This is a genomic window from Streptomyces diversicolor (assembly GCF_057537855.1).
The window spans coordinates 51,847-69,738 of record NZ_BAAJXA010000045.1 but is presented as its reverse complement, the minus strand read 5'-3'; the positions used below and the strand labels follow the sequence as shown (position 1 = coordinate 69,738).

At 73.3% G+C, this 17,892-nt stretch carries 10 protein-coding genes; 7 read left to right on the top strand and 3 right to left on the bottom strand.

Translation table 11 applies throughout. The annotated features are described in order from the left end of the window. Nucleotides 1-48: 48 nt before the first annotated feature. The 7 genes from AC27LF_RS37270 (at nucleotide 49) to fxsT (ending at nucleotide 11,732) form a co-directional block, all read left to right on the top strand. Complete coding sequence (locus AC27LF_RS37270) at nucleotides 49-456, top strand: CU044_2847 family protein (protein WP_479660755.1); 408 nt, start codon at nucleotides 49-51, stop codon at nucleotides 454-456. Beyond that, nucleotides 453-2,564 carry a VMAP-C domain-containing protein gene (locus AC27LF_RS37265; protein WP_479660754.1) on the top strand — a complete coding sequence of 704 codons (2,112 nt, stop codon included), beginning with the start codon at nucleotides 453-455 and terminating at the stop codon, nucleotides 2,562-2,564. The genes AC27LF_RS37270 and AC27LF_RS37265 overlap by 4 nt, the downstream gene beginning before the upstream one ends. Nucleotides 2,565-2,732: 168 nt before the next feature. Next, nucleotides 2,733-3,749, top strand: a complete 1,017-nt coding sequence (locus tag AC27LF_RS37260) for an AAA family ATPase (RefSeq protein ID WP_479660768.1) — start codon at nucleotides 2,733-2,735, stop codon at nucleotides 3,747-3,749. Between the two features lie 7 nt (nucleotides 3,750-3,756). Continuing rightward, nucleotides 3,757-6,993: an SAV_2336 N-terminal domain-related protein gene (locus AC27LF_RS37255; RefSeq protein ID WP_479660753.1), complete on the top strand. Its 3,237-nt coding sequence runs from the start codon at nucleotides 3,757-3,759 to the stop codon at nucleotides 6,991-6,993. A gap of 91 nt (nucleotides 6,994-7,084) precedes the next feature. Next, on the top strand, nucleotides 7,085-7,360 hold the full coding sequence (locus AC27LF_RS37250; RefSeq protein WP_479660752.1) for a hypothetical protein: 276 nt from the start codon (nucleotides 7,085-7,087) through the stop codon (nucleotides 7,358-7,360). Next, a complete protein-coding gene (locus tag AC27LF_RS37245; RefSeq protein WP_479660751.1) occupies nucleotides 7,357-8,649 on the top strand; it encodes an HEXXH motif domain-containing protein in 1,293 nt (430 codons plus the stop codon). The genes AC27LF_RS37250 and AC27LF_RS37245 overlap by 4 nt, the downstream gene beginning before the upstream one ends. Nucleotides 8,650-8,729: 80 nt before the next feature. Beyond that, the gene (gene fxsT / locus AC27LF_RS37240) at nucleotides 8,730-11,732 is read left to right on the top strand and encodes an FxSxx-COOH system tetratricopeptide repeat protein (protein WP_479660750.1); all 3,003 of its coding nucleotides are present in this window, start codon (nucleotides 8,730-8,732) and stop codon (nucleotides 11,730-11,732) included. 186 nt (nucleotides 11,733-11,918) lie between these two features. On the opposite strand, the gene AC27LF_RS37235 is transcribed toward fxsT, so the two are convergent. The 3 genes from AC27LF_RS37235 to AC27LF_RS37225 form a co-directional block, all read right to left on the bottom strand. Next, complete coding sequence (locus tag AC27LF_RS37235) at nucleotides 11,919-15,749, bottom strand: multifunctional oxoglutarate decarboxylase/oxoglutarate dehydrogenase thiamine pyrophosphate-binding subunit/dihydrolipoyllysine-residue succinyltransferase subunit (RefSeq protein ID WP_479660749.1); 3,831 nt, start codon at nucleotides 15,747-15,749, stop codon at nucleotides 11,919-11,921. A 281-nt stretch (nucleotides 15,750-16,030) separates the two neighbouring features. After that, complete coding sequence (locus tag AC27LF_RS37230) at nucleotides 16,031-17,140, bottom strand: sensor histidine kinase (protein WP_404025898.1); 1,110 nt, start codon at nucleotides 17,138-17,140, stop codon at nucleotides 16,031-16,033. Next, nucleotides 17,137-17,877, bottom strand: coding sequence for a response regulator transcription factor (locus AC27LF_RS37225; protein WP_388720890.1), 741 nt, complete (start codon nucleotides 17,875-17,877; stop codon nucleotides 17,137-17,139). The genes AC27LF_RS37230 and AC27LF_RS37225 overlap by 4 nt, the downstream gene beginning before the upstream one ends. Nucleotides 17,878-17,892: the final 15 nt, after the last annotated feature.

Genomic DNA, 17,892 nt, shown 5'->3' with positions numbered 1-17,892 from the left:
CTTCATCGGGAGTTAGCCTTCTCCTCCCATTGAGCGAACGGGGGCGGCATGGGCGGAGGGGTCGAACGGATACGGCTGGACGACGGAACCGTCGTCTGGGCCAGGATCGGCGCGGCCGGCGACACCGCGCAGGACGACGGGTTCCGGGACACCGGGTTCGGGGGCCGGGTCGTCGACATGGCAGGGGGACTGGCCGGCACGGTCGGGGGCGTCGTGCGCTCCCTGCGCGCCGGTCTGGACACGACGGCGCCGGTCGAGGTGTCCGTGAGCTTCGGAATCGAACTGACGGCGCAGTCCGGCAAGATCGTGAGCGCCATCGCCGAAGGCGGCGGCACCTCTTCCCTGACCGTGTCCCTGACCTGGACCGAACCGGCGGGGGACGGGGGGCGGACGGATCCGGCGGCGGACCGGCGGGCCGGCGCGGCGCCCGGCTCCACGGCCCCCGACGCGGAATGAGCGCCTTCGACGAGATGGTGCGCCCCTCGCTCGCACGCATCGGCGCACCGGGCGACGGGTATGCAACCGACCGTGACGGGTACTGGGGATCAGGCTTCTTCATAGCTCCGGGTTGGCTGCTGACCTGCGCGCACGTCGTGGGAAAGGGGGGCGCTGCGGTGTGGCGAGGCGAGAGGGTCGTGGGCGTGAACTGGGAGGGCCGCGGCGCCGCGGGCCCCCGGGGGGAGCGGACCGCGACCGGCACCGTGGTCCTCGCCGACCCGCGCCCGGAGCACCCCGACGCGGCGGGCGACCGCTGGCGGCTGCCGGACATCGCGCTGGTCCGGGTGCCGGACGCCGAGGACGCGCGGTGCCTGTGGCTGAGCGACCGGGCGCCCAGCACCCCCGCCCCGATCGGCCTGCACGGCTGGTCCCGCAGGACCGGCGAGCTGGGTGTGCGGCACGGCGTCGGCGAGGCGGCGGGATCGGACGGCCGGGCACTGCTGATCAACGGCAGCCTGCCGTTCGAGGGACTGTCCGGCGGCCCCGTGATCGACCGGCGCTACGGCGCGGTGATCGGCATGATCAAGGGCCGCGGCCGGGACGAGGGCGCCGCCGTCCCGATCACCGCGCTGCGCGAACTGCTCGACGTACGGGGCGGCGACCTGGTGCACGAGGTGCTGCGCGCGCACGATCTGCACCACCTCGCGCTCCTTGACGACCCGGCGGAGTACGCGCACTGGACCGCGGCGCAGTCCGGCCTGCCCGGCTACGACGGCTCCGGGATCACCCCCGAACTGCGGGCCCGGCTCTACGGCCACCTGGCGCACCTTCCGCCGCCCGCCGGGCCCGGCGAGGTCGTCCATCTCGTCGAGGAGGTCAGGGCGCGGGTGCTGAACAGCCGGCACCGCTCGCTGATCGTGCACGAGCCGCGCAGCTGGCGCGAGGGCGCGGGACTGCTGCACGGACTGCGCGCACCGGGGCGACCCGCCGGCGGAGCCCCGGTCGACCTCGACGCCGTCCTGCTGTACGCGGCGCGGGTGGCCCGGCACACCGTCCGGGAGCGCCCGGGCGAGGCGGACCCGGAGCGGCTGCGCGCCTTCGCCGACTGGATCACCGAACAGGCCGACCGGCACGAGTACTGGGCGGTCGGCGAGGCCATCCACGGCATCCTCGACGGCCTCTTCGACCCGGCCGCCGCACACTCCGCGGAGCCGTCCACGGCCCGCACCGACGTCCTCGTCAAGGTGGGCGAGCCGATGTACGGCGACCTCTACCCCTGGAGCGTTCAGCTGATCTACGACGGCCAGGACGTCACGCCCGTGGCCGGCGACGACCGCGGCGTACGCGCCGACGAACTGTCCGCGACCCTGCGTGAACCGCTGGCCCGCGCGCTCAGCCAGGGCGACCACGGCGAACACCTGGCCGCCGTCGAGGTGTTCCTGCCGCGCCGCCTGTTCGACCTGCCCGTGGACGACTGGGGCCTCGCTCCCGACGGCGCCGCCGGCGACCCCGAAGACGATGCCGCCGATACCGACGATGCCGCCGATCCCGACGAGCGTGCCATGCCGCTCGGGCTGCGCCGGACCGTCGTCATCCGCGACGCACGGCGCAACGCCAGGAAGCCCTCGCCGGAATGGCTCAAACGGTGGCGGGCCACGGCCCGCGGCCCGCTCTCCCACCAGCCGCTGCGCGGCGAGGCACCGGCCGGCGGACACACGCCCGGCGGCCGCAGCGAGGGCGAGTACGCCGTCTACGGCCGGCTGTCGGCGCTGGGCAACGGCTGCGTGCCGGTCTACTGCGGCCCGGTCGGCAGCGGCGAGGGCCAGGTGGCCATGAAGTACGCGCTCATGGCCGGTCACTCCGTGGTGCTGTGGCGCCGGGACCGGCACGACCACGACGAGTGCCGCGCCTTCCACCGGCAGGCCGCCGACCTGCTCGGGCTCGCCAAGGGGGCGGACGGGCTGCACGGCCCGGTCCGTGACCTGCGCATCCGGCTCGCCGACCCCGACACCGTGCGCGCCCAGGGGCTGCGCGGCAAGCTCGCCGTGCTGTTCGATCCGCCCGACCGCACTCCGTACGGAACGGAGGCCATGCGACCGCCACCCCTGGCCGCCCCCGGCGGCTGACCGCCCACCGGACACCCCGTCAACCCACCTGCATCACAAGGGCGTTCCCGGACCGGGAAGCGACACCGGACGCCCGCGAAGCTCGGCAGGCACGGCCGCCTGGCGGTAACGTCGTACGTCGAACGGCCGGGCCCGCAGCCTGATCACCGGAGCCGGGAGGAGCCCATGGTGAACGACTGGCGGATCTACCGCGGAGTGGGTCAGCCGCACGACGGAGTACGGCGGTTGCCCGCGCCGCCGCCCTGGCGTGACTTCGCGGCCGCCCAGGACGGGGCGGAGTCCGGCCCGGAGGACTCCAGCAGCGCCCGCCGGCTCGGCGTGCGCCGGCGCCTGGTCGAGAACTACGCCCCACGGCCCGCCGAGGTCGACGCCGTCAACGCCGCGCTCTATCTGCGCCGTCCGCTGCTCGTCACCGGCAACCCGGGCACCGGCAAGTCCACCCTCGCCTACGCGGTCGCCCATGAACTCGGCCTCGGCACGGTGCTGCGCTGGCCGATCGTCAGCCGCACCACGCTCCACGACGGCCTGTACCGCTACGACGCGATCGGCCGGCTCCAGGACGTCCAGCTGGAGCGCGCCCACGGCGCCGAAGGGGCCGCGGCGGCGGCCTCCGGCATCGGCTCCTACATCCGCCTCGGCCCGCTCGGCACCGCCCTGCTCCCCGCCGAGCAGCCCCGGGTCCTGCTCATCGACGAACTGGACAAGAGCGACCTCGATCTGCCCAACGACCTCCTGAACACCCTGGAAGAGGGCGAGTTCGCGATCCCCGAACTGGAGCGGCTGGCGGACCGCGAACCCGTCGTCGACGTGCTCACCCACGACGGCGGGCGGGTCCGCGTGCACGGCGGACGTGTCGCCTGCACCGCCTTCCCGGTGATCGTCCTGACCTCCAACGGCGAGCGCGACTTCCCGGCGCCGCTGCTGCGCCGTTGCATCCAGCTCGAACTGGAGCCGCCCGGCGAGGAACAGCTCACCGCCATGGTGGAGGCGCACCTCGGCGAGGAGAGCGTGACCGCGGGCCGCGATCTGATCGCCCGGTTCCTGGACCGCGAACCGGGCGAGGTGGTCGCCGCGGACCAGCTGCTCAACGCCCTCTTCCTCACCCAGCACGCACCGCGCGCGGAACGCCTCACCCGGGAGCGGATCGCGGACATGCTCATGCAGCCGCTCGACCGTACGAGGTGATGGCCGGATGCGCGGCATGCGTCTGGACGAGCTGATCGGCAGGCTGCGCCGCGGCGGGCTCGACCTCACCGCCGAGGACGTCGCCGACGCCGTCTGGCTGGCCCAGCGGCTCGGCACGGCCCTGCCCCGCGACGCGCCCCGGGCGCCGGGCCCGGCCGCGCCCACCCCGGACCGGGACCCACCCGGCCCCGGCCCCGGTCCCGGCCGGGAGCCCATGGGCCGGCCGGCCACGCCCGAGGCTCCGGCGCGGGCCACCGCGGAGGCACCCTCCGCCCCCGTGCCCCTGCACACCGCGGGCGCCGCCCCGCACGGCCACGCCGACGGCACCCCCTCCGTCTTCCCGGTCCGCGCGCCCGCCGCCGGCGCCCTGCCCGGACTGCTCGGCCTGGAAAAGGCGCTGCGCGCGCTCGGCCGTTACCGGTTCGCCACCGACACCCCCCGGGACGAGGAGGTCGACGAGGAGGCCACGGCGGACCGCGCCGCCGCGAGCGGCGTACTGCTGCCCGTGACCCGGCCCGGCCGCCGCCACCGCTGCGACGTCCAGCTGCTCATGGACACCGGCCCCGCCATGGCCGTATGGGGACAGCTCGTCGAGGAGCTGCGCCAGGCATGCCAGCAGTCCGGCGCGTTCGCCTCCGTCCGCGTCCACCACCTGTACGGCGACGAGTCCGGCACGCCCCTGGTCGGCACCACCGCGGGACCCGGCGCGCACACCCGGCTGCGCGGGGCCGACGAGCTGCACGACCCCACCGGCCGCCGGCTCACCCTGGTGATCAGCGACTGCGTGGGGCCGCTGTGGCAGAACGGCACCGCGCAGCGGCTGCTGCACGCCTGGCCGCGCACCGCGCCGCTGGCGGTCGTGCAGCCGCTGCCGCCCCGCCTGTGGGGCCGCACCGCGTTCCCGGCCGAACCGGGCCGCCTGGTACGCCCCGGGGAACAGGGCGGCCGGATCGGCTTCGTGCCCGACGAGGAGCCCTGGGAGGCACCGGCGGCCGACGCCCGGCCGGTGCCGGTGCTCCAGCCGACGCCGGAGGCGTTCGCGGCCTGGGCCCGTCTGCTGTCCGGCACCGGGCCGACCAGCGAACGCGCCTGGGCCGCGCTGACCGCGCCCGCCGTACCGGCCGCGCCCGGCGCCGGGGCCCCGCGCAGCGACGACGAGATCCTGCGCGCCTTCCGGGCCGCAGCCTCACCCGGCGCGCTGCGTCTCGCCGTCTACCTGGCGGCGGCCCCGCTCACCCTGCCCGTGATGCAACTGGTCCAGCGCGCCATGCTGCCGGACACCGGCCCCATGGAACTCGCCGAGGTGCTGCTCGGCGGCCTGCTCAGGCAGCTGCCCGGCACCGAGGAGCAGCCCTGCTTCGCCTTCCCCGGCAGGCTCCAGGAACTGCTGCTCGCCTCCCTCGACCAGGACACCGCCGGACTCGTCCTCAAGCACTGCTCCGCCTACGTGGAACGGTACTTCGGCAAGGGCACCCGCAACTTCGCGGCGCTCGCCGCAGCCCGGCTCGCCGACCGCGACCCGGCCGCGGGCACCGCCCGCTTCACCGACGACGGCGGGGCACAGGACGCCCAAGGCGGCGTCGAGGCCGAACTGTTCGCCCGCATCCCCGCCCGGGTGCTGCGCTTCTACCTGCCCGACCTGGTGACCCCCGAGCCGCTGGCCGAGGCGGAACGGCTGCTGCGCCAGTGGCAGCAGCTCGCCGACCCGGAGACGCTGCGCCGCGCGCGGGAACAGGCCGAGGCCGCGGTGGGCCCGCCCGGCGGCCCGGCCGCGCAGGACCCCGCCGACGCCGTACGGGCCCGGCTGGTGCTCGGCCGGATCCTGCGGGCCGAGGCCGGCACGGCGGCGGTGCGCGCGGCCGGCCGGCGGGCCGGGCTGCTGCGGGACGCCCTCGACGATCTCGCGGCGGCCCACGCGGCGGCACCGGCGGACAGCGCCGAGCAGACGGAGGCGGCCCTCGAACTGGCCGCGTGCCGACGGGAGCTGTGGCAGCTGACGGGACAGTCGGAGCAGTTGTCGGCGGCAGCGGCGGTGCTGGACCCGGGGCAGGCGCCCTGGCCCGGTGTCGCGGCCGGGGCGCGGGCGTGGGCCGAGTCGGTGCGGCAGGGCGGGGTGCGGGAGCCGGCCGGCGGCGCGCCCGCGTCGGTCACCGCCCATCGGGCCCGGCTGCTGCTGCGCGGGCGTCTGCTGCTGGACCTGGGCCGCCCCGGTGCCGCCGTACCGGACCTGCGCGAGGCGTGCGCGCTGCTGGAGACCGAGCGGGCCGCCGCGGCGGTGCGCGGCCCGGCGCTGCTCGACCTGGCCCGGGCGCTCGGGGCCGCGGGGGCCGAGGACGCCGAGACCCGTGCCGCGCTGGTGGCGGCCGAGCGGGCCGCCGGCGAGGACCCGGACCTGCGGCTGCCCGCTCTCGCCGCGCGGGCCGCGTTCCACGACGCGGTGGGCGAGGCACCCGAGGCCGACGAGGCGTACGAGACGGCCGTCATGCTGGCGCCGCCCTACAGCACGCGGCGCTGCGAACTCCTCACCGCCTGGGGCGAGTCGCTGCTGCGGCGCGCGTCGGCGCGGGACGGCGCGCGGGTCGTGGACCGGGCCGAGAACGTGCTGCGCGAGGCGCTGAAGGCGCTGCCCGCGCGGTCGGCCCAGCGCGGCCGGCTCCAGGGCCTGGTGGGCAGCGCCCTCGCCCAGCGGTTCCGGCATCTCGGCTTCCTGCCCGATCTGTTCGAGAGCCGGCACCTGCTGGGGCAGGCGGTACGGGCGGCGGCCGACGCGGCGGTGCGGGCCGAGGTGTGGCTGCAACTCGGCCGGGTCCGGCTCGAAGGCTGGTACCGGGCCGGGGCGCCGGTCCTGGTGGACGCCCTCCAGGCGTACGAGAACGCGGAACGCGAGGCGCTGGCCGCGCACGGGGCCGACCCGGGCTCGGTGACGGCGGCCCGGGCGCGGCACGGTTCGGGGTCCGTGCTCGCCCTGATGGACCGCCCCCGCGCGGCCCTTGCCGCCTACCGGGCGGCCCGGGATCAGTGGCAGCGGCTGGTGGGTGCGCTGCGGGAGGTGGACTGGGGGGACGTGGAACTGACGCGGCGGCTTGAGGAGGAACAGGCGTGGTTCGCGGACGCGGGCATGCCGGACGGACAGGCGCGGTCCGGGGCCGGGCGCATGCCGGAGGATCAGTGGCACGCGGTGGCGCCGCCGTGGTGGCCATGGACGGCAGAATGGACGAACTTGACGGAAGGCGACCGAAGTTGATCGCAGTCGGGTTTCTGCCCCCGGCCTGTCGGGAAGAAGTGGGCAGCCAGTGCGGCTGTGCGGGGCGGGCGTAGGCAGGGAGGAGCCGAGGGTGGGGGAGCAGAGGAACGGGGCGGTCGGTCCCGGCGACGAGGTCGCACGGACCGTGCTCCTGCCGGACCTCACCGTGGTCGACCTGCGGACATTGCGCGCCATGGACGATCCGGGGCTGAGCCTCGCGGTGGCGCGGGTGCTCCGCAGCCCGCACGAGCTGACCGAGGCATGGTACTCCACCGGGGACGACCCGCTGCTGAGCGGCGACGGCCCAGAGCGCATGTTTCCGGCCGGATCCGTCGAGCGCGTCCCCGGCGAGGAGAGCCTGGAATGACCCTGGCGTCCGTCTCGTCCGAGGTCGCCAGGGCGCTCGCGAGCACCCGCCCCCTGCCCACGGGCAACGCGGCACTGCGTGCCGGACTCCACGCGCGTCGACTGCTGTTCCTGAAGTCCCTCCTGGTACGGCTGGAACGGCCCGGCGGCGCGCTCGGCCCGGCGGCCCGGCGGCGCTTCGAGCGCGACTGGGCCCTGCTGGAGAGCGCGGAGCGGGCCGACCCGGCAGCGGTGCGCGACGTCCTCGACTACCCGATGACCGGCGCCTGGCTGGCCGAAGCCCTCGCCGCACCCGACGGACCCGCCCTGGAACGGCATCTGGCGCACTTCGGCGGGGTGGCCCTGGCCGCCGCGATCCGGGCCGGCTGCCCGGTCGGCGGCACCCGGACCCTGCCGACCGGCGTGCTGGCCCTGCCCGGCCTCGGCACGCTGCGCCGCACCACCCCGCGGATACGCCTGACCGGCCGGCCCGGGACCCTGCGGATGGCGGACCCGACGGGCCGACAGGGCCCCGTCCTGCTGCGCACCGCCACCCGGCCGGACGACCGCACCACTCGCGTCCTCGGCGGCGGCCCCGGCTGGTCCGCGCTGCGCACACTGCCGGGCACCGCGATCGTCCTGGACGACCTGGACCCCTACCGGGTCCCGCCCTACGGAATCGGCCCCGCCGCCCTGCCCGCGGCCGAGCGCCCGGAGTCCGCCCGCCGGCTGTGGGCCCAGCGCTGGAGCGAGGCGCACGCGCTGCTGACGGCGACCGACCCCGGCCGGGCCGCGGAGATCGGCACGGTACTGCGGGCCGTGGTCCCCCTCGCCCCCGAGCGACGGGCCGGCGGCGCCCCGCGCAGCGCCACCGCCAGGGCGGCGCCCGGCGCCGTGCTGGCCCAGCTCCCCGGGGACGGCGCGGAACTCGCGGAATCCCTCGTGCACGAGACCCAGCACACCAAACTGGCCGCCCTGCACGACCTCTCGCCGCTGTGCGTATCCGGCGCCGGCACCCTGCACCGGGTCGGCTGGCGGCCCGATCCCCGCCCCGTCATGGGCGTGCTGCAGGGCGTCTACGCGCATCTCGCGCTCGTCGATCTGTGGTCGCGGGCCGGCGGCACCCCGTCCGCTCCGCCCGGCTGGCGGCGCCGCGCCGAACTGCGGCTGGAAATCTACCGTGAGCACGTCGGAGAAGCCTTGTCCGCGCTCGGCGATTCCGATGAACTGACCCTGGTGGGAAGGGAGTTCGTACAGGGGATGGGCCGACACCACGCCGGTCTCGGCAGGGCGGCCAGAAGCCTGCGATAACACTCCGTGGGCATAGGATTGCGTCACGCTATGCACGGGGACGCGCGGCAGCGCGTCGGACGCTGGAACAGGGAGCGACGATGGCGGTACAGCGGCGTTCGGGCGGGGACGGTACACCGCCGCCCGAACACTTCCTGGTGGTCTTCCCGGGCTACCACCGCTCTTGGGCGACATGGATCGCACAGTGCCTGGAGGGCCACGGCCACCGGGCCACCCTGCAGCGCTGGGATCCGCCGCGCGAGGTCCCGCTTGAGGACTCCCTCGGCGACCTGCTGCTGTCCAGCGGGCGCATCCTCCTCGTCCTCAACGACTGGTTCTTCGAACTCGGACCGCGGCCCGCGGGGGAGTGGAACGACGCCCTGCGCGGATTCGTCGCCGCACACGCCGAGCGCTTCGCCGCGGTCAACCTCACCAACCGCCCGCTGCTGCCGGCCACGGCCGTCCTGGAACCCGCGAGCCTTTGGGGGCTGAGCGAGGAGAGCGCCGAGGAACGGCTGCTGCGCCGGCTCGGCCTGGAGCGCGCACGGGTGCCGCGGACCGTGACCAACCGGGTCCGCTACCCCGACACGCGCTGCGAGATCTGGGGCGAGGTCCCCCGCCGCAACCCGCGCTTCACCGGCCGCGACGACCTGCTCACCGACATCCACCAGCGGCTGGCGGACGCCGAGCGCGGCGCCGCCGCCTGCACCCTGCTCGGCATGTCGGGCATCGGGAAGACCCAGCTCGCCGTCGAGTACGCGCACCGCTTCAGCACCGACTACGACGTCGTGTGGTGGGTCAACTCCGACGACCGCAACATCCAGCGCGACCGGCTCGGCGAACTCGCCGTGGAGATGGGCCTGACCATCGGCAGCGAGCCCGGCGAACGCATCCGCGCCGTCCGTGACGCCCTGCGCCGCGGCGAGCCGTACGCCAACTGGCTGGTGATCCTGGACGGCTGGGACGACACCGACGGGATCAACACCCTGCTCCCGCAGGGTCCCGGGCACGTCCTGATCACCTCCCGCAACCGCGGCTGGAGCGAGCACACCGACATCCTGGAGATCCCCGCCTTCCTGCGCGCGGAGTCCACCGCCTATCTGATGCGGCGCGCCCCGCACATCACCGCGGCCCAGGCCGACGAGGTCGCCGCCGAGTTCGGCGACGTCCCGCTGCCCCTCGTACAGGCCGCCTCCTGGCTCGGCGAGTCCGGCATGGAGGTACCCGAGTACCTGCGCATGGTGCGCGAACGCCAGCTCTCCACGGTCGACGAGCCCGCCACCGGCGAGGGCTTCCCGCAGTCGTCCATGACCTCCTGGTCGATACTGCTCAACCGGCTGCGCCGCTCCCAGCCGCAGGCCATCGACGTGCTCAGCCTGTGCACGTCGTTCGCCCCCGGCAGGATCCCGCTGGGCCTGATCCGCGCCTACCCGCAGGCGGACCTCCCGGAGGACCTGCGCTGGATGACCACCGACCTGGCCGCCTGGACCCGGGCCCTTGACACCCTCGTCAACTACTCGGTGCTGACCCGTGAGACCCGCGGCCCGGCGGGCGTGGAGATGGGCCCGCACCAGGAGTCCGTGCACATGCACCGGCTCGTCCACGACATCGTCTCCAAACTGGTCAGCGAGCAGGGCCGCACGGACCACCAGCGGGTCGTGCGCACCCTGCTCGCGGAGGCCGACCCCGGCAACCCCATGGACAGCAGGAACTGGCCGCGCTACGCCGAACTGCTGCCGCACCTGGAACCCTCGGGCGCGCTCGCCAGCACCCGGCCCCGGGTCCGGGAGACCGTCCTGAACTGTCTGCGCTACTGCTTCCGCAGCGGGGAGTACCGCAGCGGACTCGACCTCGCCCGGCGGATCCGGGAGAACTGGTCGGGGACGTCCGACCCGCTGGACCAGTCGATGCTCGACCTGACCACCCAGGAGAGCAACATCCTGCGGGCCAGCGGCAGCTTCCGCGAGGCACACGAACTGGACCGCGGCATCCTGGACAAGCTCCAGGCCGCGCCGGTGCGCAACGAACTGGCCGAGCTGACCACCAAGGGCACCATGTCGAGCAGCCTGCGGCAGTTGGGGCGCTACCAGGAGGCGTACCAACTCCAGCAGGAAGTCCTCGACGGCAACACCCGGCTGCTTGGGCCCGACGAGACGCTCACCCTGATCGCCCGGCACAACCTGGGCGTCGTGCTGCGCCTGCTCGGCCGGTACGCCGAGGCGTACGAGATGGACCTGGAAACCCTCTCCCGGCGCGAGAACACGCTGCGCGCCCGGCACATCAACACGCTCAGCTCGGGCAACGCCGTCACCCACGACCTGCGGCTGCTCGGCCGCTACCGGGACGCGCTGGCCCGCCAGGAACCCGTGCTGCGCCTGCACGTCCAGGTGCTGGGGCCGCAGCATCCGCAGACGCTGGAGGCCCGCGCCCAGCTGCTCATGTGCCGGCGACGCGAGGGCGGACAGGCGCGGGACACCGGGCCCGCCATGGTCAGCCTGCTGGACCAGCTGAGCCAGGTGCATGGCCGAGAGCACTACCGCACGCTGTCGTTCCTCACGAACTACGGCAACTACCTGCGGGAACACGGCGACCTCGGGCTGGCGCGCGAGCTGATCGCGGAGGCCGAGGCGGGCTACCGTGCGCTGCTCGGACCCGCCCATCCCGTCGCCACCGGAATGCTGTCCAACACCGGTCTGGTGATGCAGGCCGCGGGCGAACGCGCCGAAGCGATGGCCATGTTCGAGTCCGCGCTCGCCGGGCTCACCGCCACCCTGACCGCCGACCACCCCTGGGTTCTGGGCTGTGCGCTGAACGCGGCGAGCGCGCGGAACTTCAACGGCCGTATCGCCGACGCCGTCGAGCTGAGCCGGGACACGCTGCGGCGCTCCCGCCGGGTGCTGGGCGACGAGCACCCGCTCACCCTGTCCTGCCAGGTGGCCCTCGCCGCCGACCTGCGGGCGGCACGGGAGCAGGAGGAGGCCGGAAAGCTGGAGGAGGACGGCCTGCTGTCCCTCACCCGCACCCTGGGAGCCCAACACCCCCACACCATCTCGGCCCGCCAACGAACCCGCCCCTACTGGGACTTCGAAGCCTACCTAAGCTGAACGCCCCGCTGGACACGCCGGGATAGGCAGTCGGTCATCTGCGGCACCGTCGTGGCTGCGCGAGCAACCCCCACTGACCCGCACTCGCGCACGCTCCGTACTCACCCCCACGCATAGGCGAAGGGCCCGACGCCGAGCAAGAACTCGACCCCGGGCCCTCCAACCACCGGCCAAACCGCCGGAGGCCTACGCTTCGAAGACCTCCCGCACCAACTGCTCCTGCTCCGCCTGGTGCCGCTTGGCGGAGCCGACCGCCGGGGACGAGCTGTGCGGCCGGGAGATGCGGCGCAGCCGCTCACCGTGCGGCACGTCCGCGCCGACCGCCAGGTCCAGATGGTCGATCAGGTTGAGGGCGATGAACGGCCAGGCACCCTGGTTCGCCGGCTCCTCCTGGGCCCACAGATACTTCTCGGCGTTCGGGTACTTGGCGATCTCGGCCTGCAACTCGGCGCCCGGCAGCGGGTACAGCCGCTCGATCCGGATGATCGCCGTGTCGGTCACACCGCGCTTCTTCCGCTCGGCTTCGAGGTCGTAGTAGACCTTGCCCGCGCAGAAGACGACCTTCTTCACGGCCGCCGCGTCGACCGAGTCGTCGCCGATGACCGGGCGGAACTGGCCGCTCGTGAACTCCGCCGCCTTCGACGCCGCCGCCTTCAGGCGCAGCATCGACTTCGGGGTGAAGACGACCAGCGGCTTGTGGTGCGGGTTGTGCACCTGCCACCGCAGCAGATGGAAGTAGTTCGACGGCAGGGTCGGCATCGCGACCGTCATGTTGTTCTGCGCGCACAGCTGAAGGAAACGCTCGGGACGGGCCGAGGAGTGGTCCGGGCCCTGGCCCTCGTAGCCGTGCGGGAGGAGCAGGACCACGCCGCTCGTCTGCCCCCACTTCTGCTCCGCCGAGGAGATGAACTCGTCCACCACCGTCTGCGCGCCGTTGACGAAGTCGCCGAACTGGGCCTCCCACATCACCAGCGCGTCCGGCCGGGCCAGCGAGTAGCCGTACTCGAAGCCCATCGCCGCGTACTCGGAGAGCAGCGAGTTGTAGACGTTGAGGCGGGCCTGGTCCTCGGACAGGTACAGCAGCGGGGTGTAGTCCTCGCCCGTCTCGCGGTCGATCAGCACCGCGTGGCGCTGGCCGAAGGTGCCGCGCTGCGAGTCCTGGCCCGCCAGCCGGACCGGGGTGCCCTCAAGCAGCAGCGAGCCGATGGCGAGCGTCTCGCCCATGCCCCAGTCGATCGTGTCGTCCTCGACCATGGCCGCCCGGCGCTGCAACTGCGGCAGCAGCCGCGGGTGGACGGTGACCCGGTCGGGCACGTTGACCTGGGACTCGGCGATGCGCTTGACGACCTCGGAGGAGACGGCCGTGGGGATCGCCACCGGGAAGCCGTCCTGCGGCTCCTGGACGCTCGCGGCGGCCGGCTGCGAGGTGGCCTCGCGGACCTCCGTGAAGACCTTCTCCAGCTGGCCCTGGTAGTCCTGCAGCGCCTGCTCGGCCTCCTCCAGGGTGATGTCACCGCGACCGATCAGGGACTCGGTGTAGAGCTTGCGCACCGAGCGCTTCTTGTCGATCAGGTCGTACATCAGCGGCTGGGTGAAGGCCGGGTTGTCCGACTCGTTGTGACCGCGGCGGCGGTAGCAGATGAGGTCGATCACCACGTCCTTGTTGAACGCCTGGCGGAACTCGAAGGCCAGGCGCGCGACGCGCACGACCGCCTCCGGGTCGTCGCCGTTCACATGGAAGATCGGGGCCTCGATCATGCGGGCCACGTCCGTCGCGTACATGGAGGAACGCGAGGACTCGGGGGCCGCGGTGAAGCCGACCTGGTTGTTGATGACGATGTGGACCGTGCCGCCGGTGCGGTAGCCGCGCAGCTGCGACATGTTCAGGGTCTCGGCCACCACGCCCTGGCCCGCGAAGGCCGCGTCGCCGTGGATCGCCACCGGCAGCACGGTGAAGTCCGTACCGCCCTTGTTGATGATGTCCTGCTTGGCGCGGGAGACACCCTCCAGGACCGGGTCGACGGCCTCCAGGTGGGAGGGGTTGGCGACCAGCGAGACCTTGATCTGCTCGCCGTCCAGGCCGGTGAAGGTGCCCTCGGCGCCCAGGTGGTACTTGACGTCGCCGGAGCCGTGCATCGACTTCGGGTCGAGGTTGCCCTCGAACTCGCGGAAGATCTGGGCATAGGACTTGCCGACGATGTTGGCGAGGACGTTCAGGCGGCCGCGGTGGGCCATGCCGATGACGACCTCGTCCAGCCGGGACTCGGCCGCCGAGTCGAGGACCGCGTCCAGCAGCGGGATGACGGACTCGCCGCCCTCCAAGGAGAACCGCTTCTGCCCGACGTACTTCGTCTGCAGGAACGTCTCGAACGCCTCCGCGGCGTTCAGCCGGCGCAGGATCCGCAGCTGTTCCTCGCGCTCCGGCTTGGAGTGCGGGCGCTCCACGCGGTCCTGGATCCACTTGCGCTGCTTCGGGTCCTGGATGTGCATGAACTCGATGCCGGTGGTGCGGCAGTACGAGTCGCGCAGCACACCGAGGATGTCGCGCAGCTTCATCATCGACTTGCCGGCGAAGCCGCCGACGGCGAACTCGCGCTCCAGGTCCCACAGCGTCAGACCGTGCTCGACGATGTCCAGGTCCGGGTGCTTGCGCTGGCGGTACTCCAGCGGGTCGGTGTCGGCCATGACGTGGCCGCGGACCCGGTAGGAGTGGATCAGCTCGAAGACGCGGGCGGCCTTGGTGACGTCGTCGTCGTGCGAGGCGTCGATGTCCTTGAGCCAGCGGACCGGCTCGTAGGGGATGCGCAGCGCCTCGAAGATCTCGTCGTAGAAGCGGTTCTCGCCGAGCAGCAGGTTGGCGACCTGGCGCAGGAACTCGCCGGAGGCGGCGCCCTGGATCACCCGGTGGTCGTAGGTCGACGTGAGCGTCATGACCTTCGAGATGCCGAGCTTGTTCAGGGTGTCCTGGCTGGTGCCCTGGAACTCCGCCGGGTAGTCCATCGAGCCGACGCCCATGATGACCGACTGACCGGGCATCAGACGCGGCACGGAGTGGACGGTGCCGAGGCCGCCCGGGTTGGTCAGGGAGACGGTGACGCCGGTGAAGTCGTCCATCGTCAGCTTGCCGTCGCGGGCACGGCGGACGATGTCCTCGTAGGCCTGCCAGAACTCGAAGAAGTTCAGCGTCTCGGCCTTCTTGATCGCCGCGACGACGAGCTGGCGGTCGCCGTTGGGCTTGACCAGGTCGATGGCGAGGCCGAGGTTGACGTGGGCCGGCTTGACGAGGGTGGGCTTGCCGTCCTTCTCGCCGAACGACCAGTTCATCGACGGCATGGCCTTGATGGCCTGGACCATCGCGAAGCCGATGAGGTGGGTGAAGGAGATCTTCCCGCCGCGCGCCCGCTTCAGGTGGTTGTTGATGACGATGCGGTTGTCGAACAGCAGCTTCACCGGGACCGCGCGGACCGAGGTGGCGGTCGGCAGCTCCAGCGAGGCGTTCATGTTCTTGGCGACCGCCGCGGAGGGACCGCGCAGCGTCACGTACTCGGGGCCCTCAGGGGCCTCGGTGGCCGGTGCGGCCGGCTTGGCCGCAGGCGCGGCGGGCTTGGCCGGCGCGGGGGCGGCAGCGGCGGGCCGGGGGGCCGCCGGGGCCGGGGTCGCGGGCTCAGGGGCGGCCGGCGCAGGCGCGGCGGGTGCGGCCGCGGCGGGCGTGGGTGCCGCCGGGGCGGCGGGCCGGGCCGGGGCCGCCGGTGCGGTGGTCTCTGCGGCCCCCGCGGTCGCAGTACCCGCCTGGGCCGGGGCGGCGGCCGCTCCGGGCTTGTAATCGGCGAAGAAGTCCCACCAGGCGCGGTCTACCGAATTCGGGTCCTGGAGGTACTGCTGATAGATCTCGTCGACGAGCCACTCGTTCGCGCCGAACGCGGCGGTGGGGTTCTTCCCGGCCTGTTCGTCGGTCGTGGTGGCACCGCCCGACCGAAGGCCGGCGGAGCTCGGGTTACTGGGGGACTGTGGCGACACGGCGGCAACCGCCCTCTTCCGCTTCACAAGGTGATGGACAGCGGGAATAAAGGCTACGCCTCCATGAGCGGGAAGGTCAGGTCGGGCCGGTTCATCGTCGTGTAAGTCACATCAGAAAGCGGGTTTCGGGCCTTGAAATGGCGGGAAACAAGCGGGATTCAGCTGTGCGAGGGATGGCTCGGCCCGTGCCTCGGCGCGCGTGGCGGCGCGGCTTCGCGCGGATCCACGCACCCGTCGGTCGGGACGCTCGTGGATCTTGTGGCTCCGCTTCGAACTTTACGTCAACTTGGCAGAGAAGGCTCTCCCGGAAGGGTGATGAGAATCCGGCAGCCCCGCTCGGATTCGGCCACCCCGATCCGGCCGCCGTGCAGATCGACCGCCCAGCGGGCGATCGCGAGACCGAGCCCGGTGCCGCCGTCGCTGCCCGGACCGTGCGGGCGGCTGACGGCGCCCCGGTTGAACCGTTCGAAGACCTTGCGCCACTCCGAGCGCGGAATGCCGGGGCCCTCGTCCAGGACCTCCAGTTCCAGCGAGTCGGGCTGCGGGCCGCGCCGCGCCTTCACGGTGACGCGGCCGTGCGGCGGACTGTGCTTGACCGCGTTGTCGATGAGGTTCGCGACGACCTGGTGGATGCGCTCAGGGTCGGCGAGCGCGGTCAGCTCCGGCGGGGAGACGTCGAGGTGCAGATGGACGTCGGTACGGGTGTGACTGCCCGAGCCGGAGGCGATCGCGGCGCGCGCCGAGGCGACCATGTTGGCCTCCTTCAGCACGCCCGACAGATACGGCCACACCTCGAAACGCCGCTTGCGCAGCGGGACGACCCCGTTGTCCAGCCGGGACAGGTCGAGCAGCGTCTCCACCAGCCGGCCCAGCCGTTCCGTCTGCTTGAGCGCCGTGCGCATGGTCTCGGTGTCCGGCTCCGCGATGCCGTCCACGACGTTCTCCAGCACCGCACGCAGCCCCGCGATGGGGGTGCGCAGCTCGTGCGAGACGTTCGCCACCAGCTCCTTGCGCTGGCGGTCCTGGGCCTCCAGCTCGTCCGCCATGACATTGATCGTCTGGGCCAGGTCGCCCAGTTCGTCGCGGCGGTTCTCGCGCACCCGGCGCGTGTAGTCGCCGTGCGAGATGGAGCGCGCCACCGCGTTCATCTCGTCCAGCGGCGCGGTGAGCGACAGTGCCACGAACTGCGTGATCAGCAGGGTGGCGATCATCGAGAAGACCGTGATGAAGCGCAGCTCCGTCTTCGTGTGCACCGCGATCATCGACAGCCCTGTCGTGATCAGCACCGAGATGACGACCAGCGCGCCCAGCTTGGTCTTGATCGAGAACGGGCGTACGCCGCCCCAGGGTTCCCCGGGGCTCCTCCGTGCGGCCGACCGCCCGTCGCTCATGGCGTCGGTGTCTCCAGGGCGTAGCCCACCCCGTGCACCGTGCGGATCCGCTCGGCGCCGATCTTCCGGCGCAGCGCCTTGATGTGGCTGTCGACGGTCCGGGTGCCGGAGGCGTCCGCCCAGTCCCACACCTCGGCGAGGAGCTGCTCGCGGGAGAGCACCGCGCGCGGGGTGTTCGCCAGGCAGACCAGCAGATCGAACTCGGTCGGTGTGAGGTGCACGTCCTCGCTGCGCACCCGTACCCGGCGCTGCGCGTGGTCGATCTCCAGCTCGCCGAGGCGCAGGATGCCCGACCGCGGGGTCGCCGCGGCCAGCGCGGCCCGCTCCACCCGGCGCAGCAGCACATGCACCCGTGCGGCCAGCTCCCGCATGGAGAACGGCTTGGTCATGTAGTCGTCCGCCCCGACCCCGAGCCCGACCAGCATGTCGGTCTCGTCGTCTCGCGCGGTCAGCATCAGCACCGGTACCGGGCGCTGGGCCTGCACCCGGCGGCAGACCTCCAGACCGTCGAAGCCGGGCAGCATGATGTCGAGGATCAGCAGATCGGGCTGCCAAGCCTCGGCCGTGTCGACGGCGGCCGGACCGTCGCCCGCGGTCTGCACGAGGAAACCCTCGGCGCGCAGCCGGGCCGCGATGGCGTCGACGATCGTCTGGTCGTCCTCGACGACCAGGACCCGGCGCTGAGCGCCCGGGCTGGCCGCCGACGTGCCGTTGTGGGAGGTGTGTGTCTGCTCCATCGCCCGCCCCTGAAG

What these genes read in the sequence shown, in the direction of transcription:
- AC27LF_RS37270 (WP_479660755.1), top strand. Translation starts at nt 49, where the DNA reads ATGGGCGGAGGGGTCGAACGGATACGGCTGGACGACGGAACCGTCGTC.
- AC27LF_RS37265 (WP_479660754.1), top strand. Translation starts at nt 453, where the DNA reads ATGAGCGCCTTCGACGAGATGGTGCGCCCCTCGCTCGCACGCATCGGC.
- AC27LF_RS37255 (WP_479660753.1), top strand. Translation starts at nt 3,757, where the DNA reads ATGCGCGGCATGCGTCTGGACGAGCTGATCGGCAGGCTGCGCCGCGGC.
- AC27LF_RS37245 (WP_479660751.1), top strand. Translation starts at nt 7,357, where the DNA reads ATGACCCTGGCGTCCGTCTCGTCCGAGGTCGCCAGGGCGCTCGCGAGC.
- fxsT (WP_479660750.1), top strand. Translation starts at nt 8,730, where the DNA reads ATGGCGGTACAGCGGCGTTCGGGCGGGGACGGTACACCGCCGCCCGAA.
- AC27LF_RS37230 (WP_404025898.1), bottom strand. Translation starts at nt 17,140, where the DNA reads ATGAGCGACGGGCGGTCGGCCGCACGGAGGAGCCCCGGGGAACCCTGG.
- AC27LF_RS37225 (WP_388720890.1), bottom strand. Translation starts at nt 17,877, where the DNA reads ATGGAGCAGACACACACCTCCCACAACGGCACGTCGGCGGCCAGCCCG.